This window comes from Chryseobacterium cupriresistens, from assembly GCF_046614675.1.
Lineage (GTDB): Bacteria > Bacteroidota > Bacteroidia > Flavobacteriales > Weeksellaceae > Chryseobacterium > Chryseobacterium cupriresistens.
Genome location: NZ_JBKKJT010000006.1, coordinates 133863 through 155708 on the forward strand (window position 1 = coordinate 133863; position 21846 = coordinate 155708).

Consider the following 21846-nt stretch of genomic DNA (forward strand, 5'->3'; position numbering starts at 1 on the left):
AAATGATATCTCATGAAACACTTCAATTTATTCTCAAACATCCTTGTTACGAAAGGAGCCACCAGAATTCTCATTTCAGATCTACAGAGAAATATATCAGAACTGTATCCGCTGGAGTTGTATGAAATTATAGAAGAGTTGAAAAACAAATCCGTTGAAGACCTGATGAAAGATTATGATCAGGAATCCAAAATAATCATTCAGGAATACATCAATCTTCTGTTGGAAAAAGAATATGGATTTATTACAAAGAGTGATTGGGACAGAAATTTTCCTCCTCTTTCTTTTGAACATCATGAGCCCAGTGCTATCACCAATGTCTTTATCGAAATGGAAGATATCGTGATCATAAAGAAGATATTTCCGTCAATAGAAAATCTTGGGATTAAGCATTTGGTTATTTACAGCTTGAAACCTTTACCCTTAAAAGATTGTATAGAAATTGATGAAATTTTTAAAACCTCAGTGTTATCAGGAATAGAAATTTTCTCACCGTTTCACCAGAAAGTCAACCTCTCTTTTATACAGGCTCTTCAAAAAAATACAGTCAGAATATACAGTCTCATTTTTTACAATTGTCCGGAACCTCCTTTCAAAGCCAAAGATGAATATAGATTCTCACTGAATTTTCTGAAAGACGATCTGAAAATATCTACCTGTGGAAAAGTAGAACTGAAATACTTCAACACGAATATTACTAAAGTTATAGAAGCAGTGAACCACAATTCCTGCCTGCATAAAAAGATAGGCATTGATAGAAAAGGTAATATTAAAAACTGTCCACTGATGAATGAAAGCTTTGGAAACATCCAAAAACAAAGCCTTGAAGAAGCCATCAATCAACCTGATTTTAGAAAATACTGGGATCTTACTAAAGACCAAATTGAAACATGTAAAGATTGTGAGTTCCGTTATGTCTGCACAGACTGCAGGGCATATACTGAAAACACGTTAAAAAACAAAGAGGGCCTTAGTATATCAAAACCTCTGAAATGCGGCTATAATCCTTATACAGGCGTTTGGGATGACTGGTCAAAAAACCCTTTAAAACAAGAAATTTTTAATTCCCTGGTACTCAGATAATTTTTTTTCATAATCCCTGTTAATTGAAAACCGCTTTTAAATTAGATTTAAAAGCGGTTTATTATCTTATCATATTGATTACATTTTATTTAAAAAACTTCCATTTTGGGATAATGGCAAGCATTCCAAATCCTGTAAACAGGAAGAGATTGGTTACATCCGTATACAAAAATGTAGACAGGTAGTAATTGTGCATAAAGAAATGCAGCACCAGTAAAGCCGGAAACATAAAGATTCCTGCCTTTTTGTAGAAGAACATCAGCACAAGCCCTATCATCATCAGTATGTCAATAGAAAAAATCACATAGAAGTACCATCTCGGAATCTGAAGGTATTCATGCTGCAGATATTCATCCACATCGATACCAAGTCCCATAATAGTAAACAACATCAAGGCTGCAAACGCCAAAATAAATCCCCATCCTTTCTTTGGGTCTTCGTCAAAATAGCTGTATTCTTCCATACCTACAAAAATAAAGAACTTATGAGAGATTTCATAAGTTCTTTTATAATTATTCGTTTAAAATTTGACTTACACAGAGATTGCGTTGATCAGTCTGTTTTTGTCACTTAAGAATTCCTCCATAGAGATCATACTTTCAGTTCTCATTACATCCTGAATGTCGTCGATCTGGTAAATAATTCTTTTGGCATCATCAGTATTTTTAGCTCTTACTTTACAGAAAATATTATATTTTCCTGAAATAACGCTAGCCTCGATTACGTTAGGAATAGTTGACAATTCTTTCAATACTTCCTGAGTACGGTTTGATTTTGTCAAAAGGATACCTATGAAAGCTGTAAAGTGATAATCCAGCTTACCATAATCGATGTTAAGAGATGATCCCAAAATAATACCTGCATCTTCCATCTTTTTCACTCTTACGTGAATTGTTCCAGCAGAAACATCCATCTGCTTTGCAATTTCAGTAAAAGGCATTCTTGTGTTTTCTACTAAGAAATCAAGAATCTTCTTGTCTATTTCGTCCAGTTGATAGTTCATATTAGTTAAATTACAATTTCTTTAAAAAATCTATGTATTTTTTGCAAATTTACGAAAAATAATTTAACTAAAAAATATATATCAAATATTAACAATAATTAACACAGATGATAAAAATCATTAAAATATTCTAATTATTTACCATTCGATTTTATAGAATCTGTTTTTATTTCACCTTTTGCGTCTGAAGTTTTTTTGTCTTTTTTCTTCTTTTTAAACAAAGAATTGAAGCTTTTACTCCACACTACCCCTCCTCCATAAGCTTGATTAGCAGAACCGTTTGTACTCACCATTCCGATGTTTGTAGGCTTGGAATACGCACGTATCACCAAAGAACCGTCATTCTTTTTAGACAGATCATATTCTACAGATCCTTCCGTGGAAAGGTAATTGTTTTGTGCACCATCCGTTTTTGATAACGGAATACCCAAACCAGTCTTGATATTGACTCTCGGGGAGAGGGCTACACTTACTCCCGCATTGGCTCTGTCTCCATAATTTGAGTTCTGATCTCCTTTCACATAATTAAGGTCAATCTGAAATTCGTTACTCATCGTATTAAGAACGGATCCCAACTGCTTCAGAAGTATATTATATCCTGAGGATTCCGCTACATTTCCTACATTTACATCGAACCCACCAGTGTTGGATACGTTAAAGGTACTCAATAACAATACAGATCCGAACTGGAGAACCTTCTCTCCTTCCTGGCTCATTTTCGCAGCTAGTGTTTCTCTTACCTGGCTTGATACATCCATTGCCGTCACATTAAGATCAATCTGAGGGTCTACCAACGACTGGGTAATATGGGCCTGCAGCAAAATACTGATAGGCTGTAGTTTTCCCATACTAAGATATTCTCCCGCATTGGAAACCATTCTGATGTAGTTGGCATTAATATCCAGCATTGGTTTCATCGCATCACCATCCCACCTTATACTGCTGTTTCTTTCGATCTGGAATGTTTTATTAAGAATGGCCTTAGAGACAAATGTTCCGTTATCTACTTTATAGGTACCGCTCATCGCAATATTCCCCTGTCTGTTCATATGGAACCTCAACGGATCAGCTGATCCTTTTACCGTAATATTTCCCACATCGTCTCCTACCAGTACATTTACGGTGGTTCCTTTATCTACCGCGAGATTGAAGTCAATATTCATATTGGCTCCTGTTTTCTTCTTTTCTTCCAGCGTAATCAGACCATCTTTTCCTTCTTTCAGGAACCTCAGCATTTTAAATTCTTCTACATTGGAAGTAGAGCTGGAATTAAAGGTAAAGGTACTTCCGTTAAGCGCCTTCATATTAGGAGTGGTTATACTTAATCCTGATACAGGTCCGTCCACGTACAGATCTCCCTGTCCGTACACTCTTCCCCAGAAAAGGTCAAAATCTTTTTGCGTGGTATTCAGCATCAACAGGTTGTCTGCTCTCATTACAAGAGATACCCCCATGGAAGAAAGGGTTTCAAACTGAATCGCTCCGGAGATATTCCCTTTGGAATTGGTTCTTCCGTCGTGTACTTCAATATTATTGAGGATAGCAAGTCCTTTGGAAAGCTGAATCACAGTATCATCAAATGAATAATCTACCCCGGTAAACAATAGTTTTAATCCAAAATCTTTTAAAGCAATATCTCCACTATAATCAAGATTGTTAAGCTTTCCATTGATTTTAAGATCCCCTGTTGCCTTTCCGCGAAGGTTTCCGAAAATAGTCTGCACAAACTGCTGCGTAAATGCCAGGTCAAAATCACGCATTTCCGCAGTAAGATCAATAATCGGAGAAGAAGTATTATTATTAACCGTTCCTGTAAGGTTAAGGCTGTTGTTTCCAAGTACGCCGGCAGAGTGAACTTTCACATCAATATCATACACATTCAGCGAGAATCCATTGGTGGCAGAAATAGAGATATCCCCCATATCATCACCATTCATCTTAATATCATCAATGTTAAGATCTACCAGCGGCTGAAGTGTACTTTTATCCATTTTGATCTTAACGCTTCCGTTGGCAAGACCTTTAATATCCATAGTATTTCCTCCGGACTGCATTTCCAGCAGCTTTTCTACCGCAAAATCGTTGATATCTGCATCTACATAAAAGTCTTTCGCAGACTTAAACTGGGCTTCTTTAATAAACAAAGCACTTTTATCGGAATATACCCTCAGATTCCTGATATCAAAATCTCCGATTTTCTTTCTGTAGGTAATAGAGTGATTCAGCTCAGGACTTGTATCTATAGCCCAGGTAACTTCATTGAATTTTACCTCGGTAGGTTCAAACCTGAATACATAATCACCTGCTGCATCAGTAGACTGGTCTACGTTGATGGCGTATTCCTTAAGCTTTTCATTAAGCTCATCATCAGGACTTCCATGCTTGAACACGGTTGCTAAATGAAGTGTATTTCCATTTTCATTATTCCCTTTAAGCTCAAAATCTTTAATTACATTTTTATTATAAATGACCCTGTTGATCTTAGCATACAATTGCTGGTTAAGGTCACCTGTGTTAATTCTCACTTTAACACTATCCACCATTGCACTGTCTCTGCTGAGATTTTTTCGGTCATTAATTTTATAATCAGGATTTGAAGATGCCAGCGCCTGATCAGCATCTGTAATCTCCTCTTCCTTGGTCATTATATATTTTAAAGATGCCGCATCAAGATTCAGGATCAGGTTGTTGGAATTCCCATCATATTCCCCTTCTACAAGAGCTCCCTGTGGTAATCTCAATTCGGGTAAGAAATAATTAACAAGGCCCTGCTGGACATCAAACTTCAACGCAAAATTCTGTCCACGGTATAATTTTCTTGGCGGCGGTCCCACCAATATTTTCCCTACTCCATTTTCTACCATTCCTGCAAGATCTGCAAGGTTATATTTTCCTGAGATTTTACCTGTCGCTGCTCCCGGAGCATCTACATCAATGACACGACCTCCTGCTTCAACAAACGTTTTTAACCTGGCATTCGGAATATTATATTTTTGAGTAGCTGAAGCAAAGTGAAGGTTATTGGCATTCACATCTAAAGTAAGATCGTTGATAGAAGACATGGCCATTTTCCCTTCTACCTGGCCACTTACCACCTGAGTGCCGGGCTTGCTGGTAAAGTAATTCATGTTCAGGTAAGTGACGTCTGCATTAACGTCCATAGCAATTCTTGAAGTACTGAAATCGATCAATCCTTTGACCGTAGCTTTAGCCTGCTCATCATTAACAGTAATAAGTCCGTTATATTTTTTATGATCCAATAAACCATCCAGATACAGATTATTGATCGTTTTATCCATAATTTCAATACTGGCAATCTGAGATTTTGTGGTCAGACGCATGGTATTGACATCAAAACTTTGTCCGTTAAGATCAAATTTACCGGAAATTAAACCTACTGCTTTATTCTTTGTGATGACTGAGGTATTCAGATCTTTTACATCAAGATAACCGGAATATTTCGGCATAGCAGTACTGTAGCCAGTCAGGGTAAGTTTGGAAATTTTCGCCTGCCCGATTCCTGTCATTAAGTTACCATTATCCACATAAATCTGATCCGGATTCACTTTTGCGGTTCCGTTATATTTCAGTTTTCCGAAATCATCTGCAAAGTTCTTCATCTTTTTGGAGATGAATGAAGGCATCATAGCTTTTAAATCCTTGTAGGTAAAATCTGTGGAAAGATCTTTTGTTTCAATAGCAAAATTTCCTTTCAGCAGATTGTCAACCTTCATCGTTTTGGTAGCAATATTGACGTCAGGATTTCTGATCAGAAAGTTTTCCAGGTGGAATTTATTCAATGGCCCAGTCATTACCCCTGAAAGATTAAAAGGTTCAATATTATCCCAGTTAGTTACAAAATAGCTGATATCATATCCGCTTAGCTGGCTTCCCTGTTTAATATTCATGTCCCAGCGTACTTTGTCTGCAAAATCTGCCCAGGATCCGTCGTGAAGATTAAATTTGATATCTCCCTGAAGTAAGGTATGATCTGTATTCAGGGTAAGGTCTTTTAATGACAAAAACTGCTTCGTTAGAGACAGTTCTGTTGAAAAGGTATCCACAAAGTGAGATTTTCCCCACCTTGAAGTTACAAATGACATATTATTAATCAACGCCGAAACATTCGGTCCGTTGACTTTTACATTGGGTGCTTTTAAATTGAACTTTGTGGCTGTCAGCCATTTCCCCTGGTCTCCGGGAGAATTTTCATTAACGATGGAAACCTTAGAATCAATGATCTGAATTCTGGAATTCAGCTGAAAAGGAGGTTTCTTGGGATCTCTTTTCTTACCGTTGTCAAAGAGTTCTACAAACCTTACAAAATTGGATATACTGTCTCCTTTATAAGTAATTACTTTTACATCGGCATTCACAAGAGCCAGAGAGTTAAAACTCAAAGAATTGCTATTTCCTGAGATGGCATTTACCGCAAGAGACATCCAGTCTGAATCTGCACGAAATTCACGGGCTGTAATAAAATCAAAACCTTTATAATCTTTTACTTTTAAACCTTTAATGGTTACATCACCGAAGTAATTGACATCTATACTTTCTGTAGAAAAATCAGATTTAAAATCATTATTAACAAGCTTCAGCGCCTGATCAGCAGCCCATCTTTTCGTTACCGGAAGGTTGATGGCAATAAGGACTCCACCTACAAGGAAAATACCCAGCCAAAAGAGAATCAAGAGAAGCTTTGCCCACCAGGTATAGCTGGTAACATCCTTTACAGCCTGTTTCCCAAACTCTTCAGCTGTTTCTACAGGATGATGTATCGCATCCGAAGCAAGCTCAGATGCTTCTTTCACTGTTTCCCGTACTTTTCCCTCTACATTTTCAACAGTTTTCTGTACCTGATCCCCTAGGTTTTCAGCTACTGATTTTTTATTCTCATTCTCGTTATTATTCTCTAACTTTGCCATTATTATGAGCGACTCTATAATTTTAGGTATTGAATCGTCCTGTGACGACACCTCAGCAGCTATCATCAAGGGAAATTCTATTCTTTCAAACATTGCCGCGAACCAGGCCATCCACAAAGAATATGGCGGCGTTGTCCCTGAATTGGCTTCACGAGCCCATCAGCAAAATATTATCCCCGTTGTTGAAAAATCTTTTTCTAAAGCAAATATACAACAAAATGCTATCTCTGCTATAGGATTTACTCGCGGACCGGGACTTTTAGGATCTCTTCTTGTAGGAACATCATTTGCTAAGTCTTTGGCGATGAGCCTGAATGTACCTTTGATTGAAGTAAATCACCTTCAAGCCCACATTCTGGCCCATTTCATCGAGGATGCAAATCCTGTGCCGCCTACCTTTCCTTTTTTATGCCTTACCGTAAGCGGCGGACATACCATGATTGTATTGGTAAAAGACTATTTTGATATGGAAATCATCGGCAAAACCATTGATGATGCAGCAGGAGAAGCTTTTGATAAAATCGGAAAGATTTTTGACCTTGATTACCCTGCAGGCCCCATCATCGACAGATTGGCTAAGGAAGGAAATCCCGATGCTTTTACATTCAACAAACCGAAACTGGAAAACTACGATTATTCTTTCAGCGGTATTAAAACTTCCGTGCTGTATTTCATTCAGAAAGAAGTCAGAAAAAATCCGGATTTCATTAAGGAAAATCTTAATGACCTTTGTGCTTCCGTACAAAAATCAATTATTGAAATTCTGATGAATAAACTTGAAAAAGCAGCCAAAGATCTCAAGGTAAATCAGGTCGCTATTGCAGGAGGTGTATCTGCCAATTCTGCACTTAGAAAGGCAATGGAAGACAATAAAGAAAGACTGGGATGGAGTATTTATATTCCAAAATTCGAATATACTACAGATAATGCAGCCATGATTGCCATGGTAGCAAAACTGAAGTTTGAACGTGGAGAATTTACCGATCTGAGAACTTCCGCAACGGCAAAATACGATTTATGAAAATACTCTTAGAAGAAAAAGTACTGGGAACACATTCTAAAAAGAACTCAAAATATTACTGGGTATTGGAAACTATCACAGGAAGACATGAGGGCTCAGAAACTTTTTCAGAGTTTAACGGAGAAAGTTCTGAGACTGGATATATTCAGGATATCAAAGAAGAAGTTTTAAAATTAATTAATTCTGAACATCTTTTTAGTTTTCCCTATATTCCAAAAGAAGGAGATTATTTATCCATCAAAAATAATTTGAGAAAACAGGAATATTTAAATCTGATTTTCATTAATAATGTATGGATAGAAGAAATATACATGTGTTCTTACCGGGAATGTGATACAGATATATATACAACCATCAAAACAGGAGTAGCATTTATAAACCAGGATATATGAAACTATTCTACGGAGACATCAACAGAAATAAAGTTATAATCAACGACGAAGAACAGCAGCATATTGTAAAAGTTCTTCGCATGAGAGATGGTGAAACGATTCACGTGACGGATGGAAAGGGAAAACTGGCTTCCGGAAAACTGATTATAGAAGGCAAGAAAGCGGGGATTGAAGTTTCTGAGATCAAAGAAAATCTGCCGGAATTCAATCCTCAACTTCATATTGCGATTGCTCCCACCAAGAATATTGACAGAATTGAATTTTTTGTGGAAAAAGCGGTGGAAATGGGGATTTCAGAAATAAGCATTATTATCACTGAAAAAACGGAGCGTAAAAACATCAACATCGATAAAATCAGGAAACAGGCTGTTGCAGCATCCAAGCAGAGCCTGAGATTTCATTTTCCGGTTATCAATGATGCTGTAAAACTGACGGATTTTCTGAAAAATATTGATCCGGAGCATACCTTTGTAGCGCATTGCCATCAGAATCTGCAAAGAATTGATCTTAAAAATATTCCTCAGCTGAAGCAGCTTACTTTTTTAATAGGCCCCGAAGGTGATTTTTCTGAAAAGGAGATTGCATTTCTGGCAGAAAACAAAGTAAGAGCGGTTTCTCTAGGAAGTCAAAGACTGAGAACGGAAACGGCGGGAGTTTTTGTGGCCGCATGGAATTATTACAATATGATATAAATACAAAACGAGAAGGCACAAAACCTTCTCATTTTTATTTCAGATTACTATTTCCAGTCAATATTATTTTCTCTCAGATATTTTTCAAAAATCTGCTGTCCGCTTCTGATTGAATTGACAGCCCAAAGGATTTGCATCCTTAAAAGTTTTTCTTCATTCAGTTTATAATCAATCCCAGACTTTATCAGCTTTTGTTTCAGTTCGTACATACAAATGGAAGCCGCTACAGAAACATTGAAGCTTCTTGTAAAGCCATACATTGGGATGGCCAGTGTTTCATCGGCAAAATCTAAAATCTCCTGGGAAACGCCCTCCATTTCAGTTCCAAAAACCAAAGCAATGGGTTCTGTTATTTCATATTCAGGTAACATTTTAGCGTTCTTTTCCAGCGAAACAACCACTATTTTATATCCGCGGTCTTTAATATTCTGGAAAGATTCCATATTTCGGGGAAGTTTTTCTACCTCAACCCAGGTATCAGCTCCTTTTGTTACACGAAGATTGGGTTCAAAACTGTATTCTTCCTGCAAAGCCACTACTTTATGGAAACCACAGGCTTCCACAGAACGTACAATGGCTGCTGCATTTCTAAACTGATAGATATCTTCCACCACCGGAAGGACAAAGTCTGAACTTTCCTGAGAAAAATGTTCAATTTTCTCGAGCCTTTCTTCGGTTAAAAACTGTTTTAAATATTCAAAGGTTTGCGCTAAATCTTTCATCCGCATTTAGTTATTTTTTCAATAGCCTTATGAAACATCAGTCATTTTCATTTTATTTTTATAAAATTTCATGATAAGCGTTTCATTCATTTTCAAATCTTTGCAAATTAACGTAATTTTGACCTATGAACCCTAATCGGGGGCCAATTCTTAATAAATTAGTACATGAAGCGAAAAGTCCTGCTCATCTATACCGGTGGAACCATCGGAATGGAAAAAGATTATGAAACCGGAAGTCTCCGTGCCTTTGATTTTGGAAATATATTCGAAAAGATGCCTGAAATGAGGCTTATGGAATGCGAAGTCTTTGTACATCCTTTCGCCAAACCGCTGGACTCTTCGGATATGGGACCTGAAGAATGGAGAGTGATCGCTAATTATATTCACAAAAATTATAACGACTACGATGGCTTCCTGATTCTTCACGGAACGGATACCATGTCTTATACGGCATCAGCATTAAGTTTCATGCTGAAGGGATTAAGAAAGCCTGTCATCATGACCGGCTCCCAGCTTCCGATTGGAGACCTGAGGACGGATGCCAAGGAAAATCTTCTGACCAGCCTTTATTATGCCAGCCTTTATGAAAATGACGAAGCAGTCATTCAGGAGGTTGCCATTTATTTTGAGTACAAATTATTAAGAGGAAACAGAACGTTGAAATATTCCGCAGAATATTTTGATGCTTACGCAAGCCCGAATTACCCTATTCTAGGACAGTCCGGAGTTCATCTGAATATTATTAAAGATAACCTTTTCCGCTGTGACCCGACAGTAGAATTTCATGTGGATGAACATATTTCCGAAGATATTTTATTTTGGAGGATTTTTCCGGGAATGCATCTGAGCCACTTCAGGGAAATTCCTAAAATGAAGGTTCTTATTCTTCAGGTGTTTGGCTCGGGAACCATTTTCAGCAGCGCCAAAACGCAGGAAACACTTCAGGAAATCCGGGATAACGGGACTGAAATTGTAGTGGTAAGTCAATGTATTTCAGGAGGCATCTCATTCGGAAAGTATGAAAACAGTAATATTTTCTCCAGAATCGGAGCGATCAGCGGAAGAGACATGACAGCGGAAACAGCGATTACCAAAGCCATGCACTTAATTGATAATCCAAGTTACTCCGGAAGCTTTGCCGATAACTTCACCAGAAGTCTTTGTGGAGAAATTACAGATTAATTTGTAAGAATAATTTGGATATTCCAGAAAATACACTATTTTTGCAATCTCAAAAAGAAAGGTGTCCGAGTGGTTGAAGGAGCTACCCTGGAAAGGTAGTATACGGGTAACTGTATCGAGGGTTCGAATCCCTTCCTTTCTGCAAGAAAGTAAAGCCTGTGCTATTAAATAGTACAGGCTTTTTTATGATCAAGATTCTTGATTATTTTACATTCGTTCCTATAAGTATTTATACTCAGTTTAATAATTGGTCATTTATACGCTACTGCAGGTGCCTTGTTCTTCGTTACTTTGATACACAATCTAACAAACTAAAAACCAAACCAAAATGACATCAACAAGTGTAAATGCAAATTCTTCAGGTCAGTTAGTACTTGGAAACGGAGCACAATTCTGGGTGTATCTTTCCCCACAAAACGATACCTCTAAAATGATTTCTACATGGCGTGTAACTTTTTCACAAGGAGACTGGAGCGACTTCATCTCAAGTGAAAATCCTACCAAACAGATTCAAACGCCCAATCTTTCGGGAATCTTCGAAATTAAAGTAGAATTATTAAGCGGTTCAACAGGTACATGGCGCCAGATTCCACCTCAGGCTGGAAGTCATAATGAAATAGGCTGTAATTCCAACTGTGCTTCTATGGTAGGAATTGTTGCAGACAGTACAAATCCTCCTATCGGAGCTATTAATGCCCATTTCTGGACAACATGGGATGCTATGTGCGGAGTAAGACAGAATTAATAGTAAATAAACCAGTCCATAAACCAAATTGCCACAGTATTTATATTGTGGCAATTTACTTTATATACCATACAAAATCAAATAATTACACAGTAAACCAATAAATACATAGTGCTTTTCCACAAACTACTAACAAGTTACTCACATTTTATCCACAATTAAAATATTATTACAACATTAAGTTTTCCATTAGAATCTTATTCCTAATTCTATCCTAAATCAGGCCTTTACTTTGTCTTGTTTTTAAACAGTATTAAAAGATTTTGAATAAACATTCTATGAACAAAGCCTCTAATTTTGCTATTATAAAGTATTCTCTCTGCGTATCAACAGTATTCTTATCCGTCTCATGGTTTCGCAGCTATTTAAGATTAACAGTAAAACAGTTATCCATACTATTGAGCATGAAGAAATTTTTTGCAGGATTATTTTTATTGGGATGTATAGGAACATCGATCAAAGCGCAGATCAGTCCACCTGGACTGGGAGATGCCAACAATGCATTCTGGGGAGCCTTCGGAGTGAAGCGACAACTCGACTCTTTGGGTAAAAAACAGGCTTTGAGCTACGTAGCCATCGGGAGAAAAAGCAGTCCGGATGATCATAATCTGTTTTCGAAGCAGGCGATCATTGTTTTAAATCATGAAGTTTATCATTCATTTGCGCCACACCAGCAATATAGTTATGCATTAAGTTATCGGCGTCAGCCACAGTATGAAAGTACAGCTCCTTATGATAAAGAAAGTACGGAACAGGAATTCAGAATTTACGGAAGATATGCCTATACTTTTGATCTCGGCAGGAAATGGAAACTTAAAAGTACCATACGCCAGGAATTCAGGAAGTTTTTCGATGCAGACTTTCATAAAGTCGAAGAGGATTTTCAGTTGAGAACACGGATCAAGAATCAGCTCATCTATAATTTATCTCCAAAAAACAATCAGAAACTGGCCTTGAGTGCAGAAGCCCTGTTTTCTATAAGCCATCTCAATGAGCCGGATTCTGAATGGAATTCGTTTGGATATCGTGAAATGCGTATTGCGGCGTACTATATGTTTACAATTCCGAACTCTCCTTTTACTGTAGACATAGGATATATGGACGATCTGATCAGAGACAGCAGAAGTATTCATCATGGTGGCGTTCATTATCTGGCAGCCGACCTGGTATGGAATATTCCTTATAAAAAAAACAAGTAATACACATAAGCAAGTATTCATACAATTGCAATACAAAATCCCGATCATTACTGACCGGGATTTTTGGTTGAAAACATAAGTTTTCCGCAATATAATTAAGTATGAATGTTTGGTGTAAAATTTAGTTGCACAAAGTCAGAAACTGACGGCTCAACTGCACATTGAATTTGGCTTCCGCTCTTGAGCGTGCATAAATAGTCTGTTTAAAAGCATGCACAGTTTTTAATTTCTGGTCTATAAACTCTGCAATCTGAACAACAGAAAAAAGAAAATCCCTGTATACTGCCATATTAACGGTCTGTCCATAATAGGGAAGATAAGCTTTTAAAAATGGAATGGCTTTCTGATGACGGTTGTAGCTGATACAATACCCTACTCCTTCCATTGAAGTAATAATACTGTAATTATTAATATAGTCCTGAATATTTTTACTTCCATCAAGAGCATGAGCATTTTTTGAACAAAACTTATTGATCTTATCCAGAATATGCTGGGCATACTCCATCATGGAGATATTTTTAAATTCAAATACCTGATTCATTCCATTGGATGGAGAAGTTTCACTATCACAATCAATACAGAAAGAGATTCCGATTTTTTCATGATAAGGAAAAAAGCAGTCTTTCACTTCAATGGAAGCATCCGGCTTTAGCATATCATCTGCAAAGTTATAATACACATAGGGCCTGTAAAGCTCAGCAAGCGCTTCCAGATAATCTGTTTCGCTGGTATTATGATATTCTTCAAACCATTTTTCAAGGTTATCGTAATAATTACTTTCAAAGTCGTTAAAGTTTAAGTAAAATGGCAATTCCATAGCTCTGTAATTTTGATATGACAAAGCTATAGCCGTAATGCGACAAAACTTGACGTAATATATTTTTTTGTAAAAAGATTTTTGTCAATGGTCAATTTTTGCTTCGCAAAGTCAATCGTCAATCATAATTAAAGCTAAAGTTCGCAAGGTCTATTAATATACAGAATTTATCAGTTCGCAAAGGGCACTCCGTTCAGCCAAGACATTAGTGTGTACATTGCTGAGTGAAACGCCTTCGCGATCGTTTTTTATAATAAAATATCGTAGCGGACTTTGTGTTAAAATCTATGTAAGTGTATCAAAAACTTGACGCAATATATTTTTTGTGAAAAAGATTTTTGTCAATGGTCAATTTTTGCTTCACAAAGTCAATCGTCAATCATAATTAAAGCTAAAATTCCCAAGGTTTATTAATATACAGAATTTATCAGTTCGCAAAGGGCACTCCGTTCAGCCAAAGACCTTAGTGTGTACATTGCTGAATGAAACGCCTCTGCGGTCGAAAAAAAGTAAACATCATAAAAACTTTGCGAACACCACGTTTAATTATATACGAGCTTATAAAATTCACAAGCGCAGCGAATTGGCCATTCACCATTGACACTTATTTATCATAATTCTTCATGATGTACTCAAAGTAGTGGATCATTTTCAGATAGTTTTCAATACTAAGATATTCATTGGTACTGTGAATACTCTGCTGCTCGGCACTGTTGATCTTAATCGGCATGAACCTGTAGACGTTTTTGCTTACAATTTCATATTTACCGGCATCGGTTCCAGCCATAGTAAGATAAGGCGTAACAATGGCTCCGGGATGAATTTCTTTCACACCGGCTTCTATCATTTTAAAAGCTCTTGTATTGGTTGGGGAAATAGCGGAGGCTTCCCTTGTATTATCAATTTCTTCTACCTCAACATCAAAACCTTCAGTCGATTTAGCAATATGATCTCTTACATCTTTCACCGAATTTCCGGGAAGTAATCTGAAATTAACCACAAATTCCACTTCTGGAGAAAGGACGTTAGTTCCATCACTTCCTTTCATCATCGTTAAAGCTGTTGTGGTTCTCACCAAAGCATTGGTTGTATTATTTTTGGTAAGCTGGGAAATCAGTACCGGTTTTAAAAGCCATTGATTCGCCAGTGCCATTCTTGTGGCAAAAGGCATTTCACCTCCGATATTCGTAAAAAATTCTTGGATTAAAGGGGTAATAACAGGTTTCATCTGGTGATCTTCCAGACGCTGCATGATAACAGCAGCTTTTCCGATTGCGCTTTCCATAGGAGGCATAGAAGAATGTCCGCCCAGCCCTTTTACTTTGATTTTTGCAGAAAGAAAACCTTTTTCAGCACATCCTACTACGGCAACGTCTGTATCAATTCCGGCTACATTTCCTTTTCTCATAATCAATCCCCCTTCGTCATAGACCGCATCGAACTTCAATCCCTTTTTCTTAAAATAATCGGCAATCTGAATCGCTCCTTTCTTTCCGCCTACTTCTTCATCAAAACCGAAAGCCAGATAAATATCACGCTGTGGAATCTGTTTGTTTTTAATCATAGAATTCATGGATTCCATCAAGGAAAAAAGCATTCCCTTCATATCTATGGCACCTCTTCCGTAGATCCTTCCGTTGGCAACAGCTCCTGAAAAGGGGGCAAATTCCCAATCTTCTGCGACTTTTGAAACGGGTTCTAAAGGTTTATCATCCGGACGGAATACATTTGGATCATTATTCTTTATATCAGCATCTCCGGGAGGAACTACGTCCATATGGGAAAGAAATAAAATGGGTTCCAGAGCAGGATTGCTTCCTTTAAGCCTGAACACCAGTCCATATTGGTTCACCTCAACATTTTCCGTATTTTGATAGACCAATGGATAGGATGTTTTCAGATAGGTTTTAAACTGATCAAACGGAGCATAGTCGAATTCACCCAAACTTCCTGTAGAAACGGTGGGTACTTTTATTCCTCCTGAAAGTCTCATGACTGCAGAATCATTTTTTACCGGTTTCCAGCCCTCGCCTGCCCCGATATTATTTTTTTTAAACGGATAGGTGTAGGTTTTGATTAATACGACAGCAGCCAGAATGACAACGATTCCCAAAAGGATTAAAAGAAATTTTTTCATAGTGAATAGTTTGTGAGGTGATTTTATTCTATAAATATAACAAAGTATTTTATGCCCAACAATTTAAAGCCTGGTTTTTTCATCAATGGAACATTTACAACAGATTCTTTTGGGTATAAGATGACGGATCGTTTTTATAGTAAACGTAAAGTTTTATATTCCTAAAACTGAATATAAGAGAGCTAAGCAGTAATCAACAAGTTGATTCGATGAAGCTTTGAGTCTTTCTAGTACTTTGTGTTTTTTCTTTAACGCAAGGACACAAAGTTTTTTATTACTGATATATTTAAGGCAATCGTTTTCACACCGTTGCGGTTTCTTTTAATCCAGGATTTCGTTCATTTCGGTTAAAATGATAGGTTTTCCATCAGTAATTACAATGGTATGCTCATGCTGGGCCATGTAACCGCCTTTATTACCTACCATAGTCCATCCGTCTTTTAATTCTACAGCAATATTGGAATCGGTGGAGATAAATGTTTCAATAGCCACGACAGAGTTTTTCTTAAAACGTCTGAAATCATAACGGTTTCTGTAGTTCAGCAATTCGTCAGGCTGTTCGTGTAAGCTTCTCCCTACTCCGTGGCCTGCAAGATTCTTAATAACTTTAAGACCTCTTTTCTTCGCTTCTGTTTCCATTAAATGCCCTATGTCTGCTATTTTGACACCACCTTTGATATTGTCGATAGCTTTTCTCAGGATATCCTTGGAAGCTTCCACCAGTTTCTGATGTCCGTGAATATCTTTTCCGATCACAAAAGAACCTCCATTATCTGCCCAATATCCGTCCAGTTCTGCTGAAACATCAATATTGATCAGATCGCCTTCTTTCAAAATCCTTTGATCTGTTGGAATCCCATGGCAGAATTCATCATCCACGCTGATACACGTCCAGCCTGGAAATCCATACGTCAGATAAGGTGCTGATTTTGCTCCGAAACCTTCCAGTATTTGGGCTCCATATTCGTCCAGATCTTTTGTGGTCATGCCGGGTTCAGCATAATCCATCATTTTCTTCAATGTATAGGCAACAGCTTCACTTACTTTTTGCATTCCCAGCATCTGATCTTCGTTGGTGATTGACATAGTTTTGTTTTGATTGTTATTGAATATTACAAAGTTAGGAAATTAAAATATTCTTAGATGATCTGTTTTCATTTAACATGATCCTCCAACTGGCGCGGCCACAACGACAAAAACATGTTGCTTAAAAATAAAAAAGGGCCAACTCAAAAGAATTGACCCTTCCAAAAAACATTAACTGTTTATTGATAGAATTATGATGTTTTATTTCCAGCCTCCACCTAAACTTTTATAGATGTCAACTACTGTGCTGAGCTGTTTCTGTTTTGCCTCAATAAGTTCCATTTTAGCATCCAAAGCATCTCTTTGGTTCAAAAGAACCTCAAGATAATCTGCTCTTGAATTTCGGAATAACTGATTGGCAATATCAATAGACTGATCCAGGGCTTTCGTTTCCTGAGATTTCAGTTGATAATACTGATCTATATTTTTAACCTTTGACATCAGATTGGCAACGTCCAGATAAGCATTCAAAATCGTTTTGTCATATTCGTACAATGCCTGAACCTGTTTTGCATCTGCTGTCTGAAAATTCGCTTTTATGGCACTTTTGTTAATTAATGGTCCTGCTAATTCACCCACAAGATTGTAAGCTATTGATTCCGGCATTTTAACAAGGTATGAAGGTTTGAAAGCCTCCAGGCCTAATGTTGCCGAGATTTCCAGGGAAGGATAAAACTCTTTTCTTGCCGCTTCCACATCCAGTTTTGAAGCTTTTAATTCCAGCTCGGCCTGTTTGATATCAGGACGGTTGGCTAATAACTGAGATGGTATTCCGGTATAAACCGTCGGAGGAATGGTAGACATAAAGTTTTCCTTCGTTCTCACAATCGGCTGTGGATATCTTCCCAGCAAAGCATTAATTTCATTTTCTTTCTCAGTAATCTGCTGGCGGATGGTATATTCTGCCGCTTTGGATTTTGCCAGTTCTGCTTCAAATTTCTTCACCGCCAATTCTGTTGCAGCAGCGGCTTCTTTCTGAATTTTAGAAATTTCCAGTGCTTTTTGCTGAAGCTTGATATACTGCTGTATAATATCCAATTGATTATCCAGCGCCAGCAATTCATAATAATTATCGGCAACTTCTTCAATAAGATTAGATAAAACAAAGTTTTTCCCTTCTACTGTAGAAAGATAATGGGCTACGGCAGATTCTTTTTCCGTTCTGAGCTTTTTCCAGATGTCAATCTCCCAGCTGGCATTTAATCCTGCTTCAAAATTTCCAAGCGGATCTGGCATTTCCTTTCCCGGTTCAATTTCTGTGGTAGCATCACCTGCTCCTTCGCTGGTATAGCGTCCGGATTTTTTCAGTCCTGCTCCTACTCCTGCAGACACCGTTGGGGTTAATCTTCCTTTTTTAGCTAAAACACCACTTTTAGCAATCTCAATCTCCTGAAGAGTAATCAGCAGCTCCTGATTATTTTTTAAAGCCGTTTCAATAAGAGTTACCAGGTTTGGATCCGTAAAGAACTGTCTCCAGGGTGTGGTTCCGCTGTTATTGTTGGCATCCTGCTGCTCTTCCTGATTAAAGTTCTGAGGAATATTTTCTTTTACCTCATCTTTTATAACAGTCGCCATCGGCGCCTTACAACTTGCAAGTACAAGTGATAAGGTAATGGCTGTGATTATATTTTTAGTCTTCGAATTTTCCATCATGTTCATAAGGTTCAGTTTGTTCTGTTAAAGGATTCTCTTCTTCATATCTTGCCAATCGTGACTTATCAGCAATGGTTCCGAAGATATAATACAATCCGGGGATAATCATTAATCCGAAAATAGTTCCGATTAGCATTCCTCCTGCTGCTGCTGTACCAATGGTTCTGTTACCAATTGCTCCCGGCCCCGTTGCAATCACCAATGGAATTAATCCGGCAATGAAGGCAAATGAGGTCATCAAAATCGGACGGAAACGGATGGCAGCACCTTCAATAGCAGCTTTTGCCACTGGGATTCCTTCTTCGGCTTTCTTCTGTACGGCAAATTCAACAATCAACACCGCATTTTTACCTAATAGTCCGATCAGCATCACCATCGCCACCTGTGCATAAATGTTATTCTCCAGTCCTAAGAGTTTTAAGCATAAAAAGGCTCCAAAAATACCTGTAGGCAGAGATAAAATAACCGGAAGCGGAAGGATGAAACTTTCATACTGTGCAGAAAGAATCAGGTAGACAAATCCTAAACAAACCAGGAAGATAAATATAGCTTCATTACCACGGCTTACTTCGTCTTTAGAGATACCCGCCCAGTCGATACCAAACCCTCTTGGAAGTGTTTTATCTGCAACTTCCTGAATCGCTTTGATCGCCTGGCCACTACTGTATCCGGGAGCAGGCGTTCCACTTACTTCTGCAGAGTTATACATATTGTGTCTTGTAATCTCCGATAGTCCGTATACTTTTTCAAGCCTCATAAAATCTGAGTAGGGAACCATCTGGTCTTTATCATTTTTAACATACAGCTTCAACAGGTCAGTTGGAAGTGCACGATATTGAGGGCCAGCCTGAACAATGACCTTATACGGCCTGTCAAAGCGGATGAAACTCGTTTCATAGTTGGAACCGATCAATGTAGACAGGTTATCCATTGCTTTTTCAATGGTTACTCCTTTTTGCTCTGCAAGATCATTGTCTATCCTAAGCATATATTGCGGGAAACTTGCAGAATAGAATGTAAATGCCGAACCAAGTTCCGGGCGCTTCTTAAGCTCCTTCACAAAGTCATTACTCACCTGTTCCATTTTATGATAGTCGCCACTTCCTGCTTTATCCAGCAAACGAAGTTCAAAACCTCCTGCAGCTCCATATCCGGGAACGGAAGGCGGCTGGAAGAATTCAATATTGGCTCCCGGAATATTTTTGGCCTTTTCTTCGAGCTTTTCAATGATTTCGGCAGCAGATTCTTTACGCTCTTCCCAACTTTTAAGGTTGATCAGACAGGTTCCTGAATTAGATCCGGTACCTTCCGTCAAAATCTCATATCCTGCAAGGGAAGAAACTGATTGTACTCCATCAATATCTTCTGATTCTCTCAGAAGTTCTCTGGCAATCTGATTGGTCCTTTCCAAGGTGGATCCCGGAGGTGTCTGAATAATGGCATAAATCATTCCCTGGTCTTCAGCCGGAATAAATCCGGAAGGTAAAGAGTTGCTCAGGAAGAATGTGCATGCACAGAATGCTAATAACAGCGGTAGTGTTATTGTCTTTTTCGTCACTGTTTTATTCAACAGCTTTTCATATCTCCCTGCTCCTTTTGTAAACAGGTTGTTGAATTTATCGAGGAAAAGAGTAACCGGAGTTTTCTTCTTAGCTTTTCCATGATTATTTCTCAGGATCAGAGCACATAATGCCGGTGTCAAAGTAAGTGCCACAACCCCAGATAAAATAATGGACGAAGCCATTGTAATGGAGAACTGACGATAAAATACCCCAACCGGTCCGGACATAAAGGCAATCGGAATGAATACGGATGCCATTACCAGCGTAATAGCGATAATTGCTCCACTGATCTCATGCATGGCCTCCTCGGTGGCTTTTAATGGTGAAAGATGTTTTTCTTCCATCTTGGCGTGAACAGCTTCAATAACTACGATCGCGTCATCTACCACAACCCCGATGGCCATTACCAGGGCAAATAGAGAAATCATATTCAGGGTAATTCCAAAAGCGGACATGACAGCAAATGTTCCCACCAATGAAACCGGAACAGCTAATGCCGGAATCAATGTTGAGCGCCAGTCTCCAAGGAACAGGAATACTACGATAGCAACCAGAATAAAGGCCTCAAACAATGTGTGGATAACTTTTTCCATGGAGGCATCCAGGAATCTTGATACGTCATAACTGATATCGTAATGCATTCCTTTCGGGAAGTTATTTTTTTCAAGATCCTTCATCAATGCTTTTACATTTTTGATAACGTCACTTGCATTGGATCCGTAGGATTGTTTTACGGTGATCGCTGCGGAAGGTTTTCCGTTCAGTGTAGAATAAATATCATACATTGAACTTCCGAATTCTATATCCGCTACATCTTTTAACCTTACAGATTCTCCGTTCGGTTTGGCTTTTAAAATAATGTTTCCATAATCTTTTTCGTTATTAAAACGTCCGGGATATTTTAATACATATTCGAAAGACTGTGAACGTTTTCCTGAACTTTCACCTGTTTTCCCAGGGGAAGCTTCCAAACTCTGCTCATTCAGAGATTCCATTACTTCATCTGCTGAGATGTTATAGGCGGTTAATCTATCCGGTTTAAGCCAGATACGCATGGCATATTCACGGGTTCCCAGGATATCTGCAAAACCTACACCGCTCACCCTTCTCAATTCAGACATTACATTGATATCTGCATAGTTGAAAAGGAATTTCTGATCAGCTTTAGGATCGTCACTGTACAGGTTAATATACATCAACATGTTGGGTTCTTCACGCGTGATCTTTACTCCTTCACGTACTACCAGAGGCGGAAGTTTATTGACTACTGAAGATACACGGTTCTGCACGTTTACTGCAGCTACATTGGGATCCGTACCCAGATCAAATACAATCTGAATGGAAGCTTCCCCGTCATTTCCGGCATCTGAAGTCATGTATTTCATACCGGGAACTCCATTTAATCCTCTTTCTAAGGGGATTACTACGGATTTAATCAACAGTTCGTTGTTGGCTCCGGGATATTCTGCGGTGATATTTACTTTAGGCGGAGAAATGGAAGGAAACTGTGTCACCGGAAGTTTTACCAATGACAATATTCCCATAAATACAATAATCAATGAGATTACTATGGACAGAACTGGTCTGCGAATGAATTTCTTAAACATACTGTTTCGTTTTAGAGACC

16 protein-coding genes and 1 tRNA gene are annotated in these 21846 nt (G+C 38.1%); 8 read left to right on the top strand and 9 right to left on the bottom strand.

Annotation, left to right across the window (positions count from 1 at the left end; all coding sequences use genetic code 11):
* Window positions 1-12 precede the first annotated feature (12 nt).
* Window positions 13-1083 (top strand): grasp-with-spasm system SPASM domain peptide maturase, encoded by a 1071-nt coding sequence (gwsS, locus tag ACLI50_RS17160; protein WP_411414299.1) that lies wholly within the window; start codon window positions 13-15, stop codon window positions 1081-1083.
* A gap of 85 nt (window positions 1084-1168) precedes the next feature.
* Here the strand turns inward: gwsS and ACLI50_RS17165 are convergent, their stop codons facing one another.
* The 3 genes from ACLI50_RS17165 to ACLI50_RS17175 all read right to left on the bottom strand — a co-directional run bounded on the left by ACLI50_RS17165 (window position 1169) and on the right by ACLI50_RS17175 (window position 7011).
* Window positions 1169-1546 (bottom strand): hypothetical protein, encoded by a 378-nt coding sequence (locus ACLI50_RS17165; RefSeq protein ID WP_202843392.1) that lies wholly within the window; start codon window positions 1544-1546, stop codon window positions 1169-1171.
* A gap of 69 nt (window positions 1547-1615) precedes the next feature.
* The gene (locus ACLI50_RS17170) at window positions 1616-2086 is read right to left on the bottom strand and encodes an Lrp/AsnC family transcriptional regulator (RefSeq protein ID WP_002984446.1); all 471 of its coding nucleotides are present in this window, start codon (window positions 2084-2086) and stop codon (window positions 1616-1618) included.
* 134 nt (window positions 2087-2220) lie between these two features.
* Entirely contained in the window at window positions 2221-7011 is a 4791-nt protein-coding gene (locus tag ACLI50_RS17175) for a translocation/assembly module TamB domain-containing protein (protein ID WP_411414300.1), read from the bottom strand.
* Between the two features lie 4 nt (window positions 7012-7015).
* Here ACLI50_RS17175 and tsaD point away from each other — a divergent pair, with 4 nt between their 5' ends.
* Genes tsaD through ACLI50_RS17190 form a run of 3 tightly spaced genes read left to right on the top strand, consistent with a single transcriptional unit; the run spans window position 7016 to window position 9116 of the window.
* Entirely contained in the window at window positions 7016-8032 is a 1017-nt protein-coding gene (gene tsaD / locus ACLI50_RS17180) for a tRNA (adenosine(37)-N6)-threonylcarbamoyltransferase complex transferase subunit TsaD (protein WP_110010838.1), read from the top strand.
* Window positions 8029-8424, top strand: coding sequence for a hypothetical protein (locus tag ACLI50_RS17185; protein WP_110010837.1), 396 nt, complete (start codon window positions 8029-8031; stop codon window positions 8422-8424). Before tsaD ends, ACLI50_RS17185 begins: the two co-directional genes overlap by 4 nt.
* Window positions 8421-9116 (top strand): RsmE family RNA methyltransferase, encoded by a 696-nt coding sequence (locus tag ACLI50_RS17190; RefSeq protein ID WP_110010836.1) that lies wholly within the window; start codon window positions 8421-8423, stop codon window positions 9114-9116. Before ACLI50_RS17185 ends, ACLI50_RS17190 begins: the two co-directional genes overlap by 4 nt.
* A 47-nt stretch (window positions 9117-9163) precedes the next feature.
* Here the strand turns inward: ACLI50_RS17190 and ACLI50_RS17195 are convergent, their stop codons facing one another.
* The gene (locus ACLI50_RS17195) at window positions 9164-9844 is read right to left on the bottom strand and encodes a TrmH family RNA methyltransferase (protein ID WP_202843407.1); all 681 of its coding nucleotides are present in this window, start codon (window positions 9842-9844) and stop codon (window positions 9164-9166) included.
* Window positions 9845-10003: 159 nt separating this feature from the next.
* On the opposite strand from ACLI50_RS17195, the gene ACLI50_RS17200 reads away from it, so the two are divergent.
* From ACLI50_RS17200 to ACLI50_RS17215, 4 genes are all read left to right on the top strand, one after another.
* Window positions 10004-11020 (top strand): asparaginase, encoded by a 1017-nt coding sequence (locus ACLI50_RS17200; protein WP_202843409.1) that lies wholly within the window; start codon window positions 10004-10006, stop codon window positions 11018-11020.
* A gap of 55 nt (window positions 11021-11075) precedes the next feature.
* Window positions 11076-11162 (top strand) — tRNA-Ser (locus ACLI50_RS17205).
* A gap of 186 nt (window positions 11163-11348) precedes the next feature.
* Complete coding sequence (locus ACLI50_RS17210; RefSeq protein ID WP_034696971.1) at window positions 11349-11765, top strand: hypothetical protein; 417 nt, start codon at window positions 11349-11351, stop codon at window positions 11763-11765.
* A 404-nt stretch (window positions 11766-12169) separates the two neighbouring features.
* Window positions 12170-12964, top strand: a complete 795-nt coding sequence (locus ACLI50_RS17215) for a DUF2490 domain-containing protein (RefSeq protein WP_202843411.1) — start codon at window positions 12170-12172, stop codon at window positions 12962-12964.
* A 121-nt stretch (window positions 12965-13085) separates the two neighbouring features.
* Here ACLI50_RS17215 and ACLI50_RS17220 read toward each other — a convergent pair whose 3' ends face one another.
* The 5 genes from ACLI50_RS17220 to ACLI50_RS17240 form a co-directional block, all read right to left on the bottom strand.
* The gene (locus ACLI50_RS17220; RefSeq protein ID WP_110010832.1) at window positions 13086-13781 is read right to left on the bottom strand and encodes a hypothetical protein; all 696 of its coding nucleotides are present in this window, start codon (window positions 13779-13781) and stop codon (window positions 13086-13088) included.
* A 604-nt stretch (window positions 13782-14385) separates the two neighbouring features.
* Window positions 14386-15918 (bottom strand): M20/M25/M40 family metallo-hydrolase, encoded by a 1533-nt coding sequence (locus ACLI50_RS17225; RefSeq protein WP_202843419.1) that lies wholly within the window; start codon window positions 15916-15918, stop codon window positions 14386-14388.
* Between the two features lie 321 nt (window positions 15919-16239).
* Window positions 16240-17004: a type I methionyl aminopeptidase gene (gene map / locus ACLI50_RS17230; RefSeq protein WP_202843427.1), complete on the bottom strand. Its 765-nt coding sequence runs from the start codon at window positions 17002-17004 to the stop codon at window positions 16240-16242.
* A 201-nt stretch (window positions 17005-17205) separates the two neighbouring features.
* The gene (locus ACLI50_RS17235) at window positions 17206-18663 is read right to left on the bottom strand and encodes a TolC family protein (protein ID WP_202843429.1); all 1458 of its coding nucleotides are present in this window, start codon (window positions 18661-18663) and stop codon (window positions 17206-17208) included.
* The gene (locus tag ACLI50_RS17240; RefSeq protein WP_395972559.1) at window positions 18635-21826 is read right to left on the bottom strand and encodes an efflux RND transporter permease subunit; all 3192 of its coding nucleotides are present in this window, start codon (window positions 21824-21826) and stop codon (window positions 18635-18637) included. Before ACLI50_RS17240 ends, ACLI50_RS17235 begins: the two co-directional genes overlap by 29 nt.
* Between the last annotated feature and the right edge of the window lie 20 nt (window positions 21827-21846).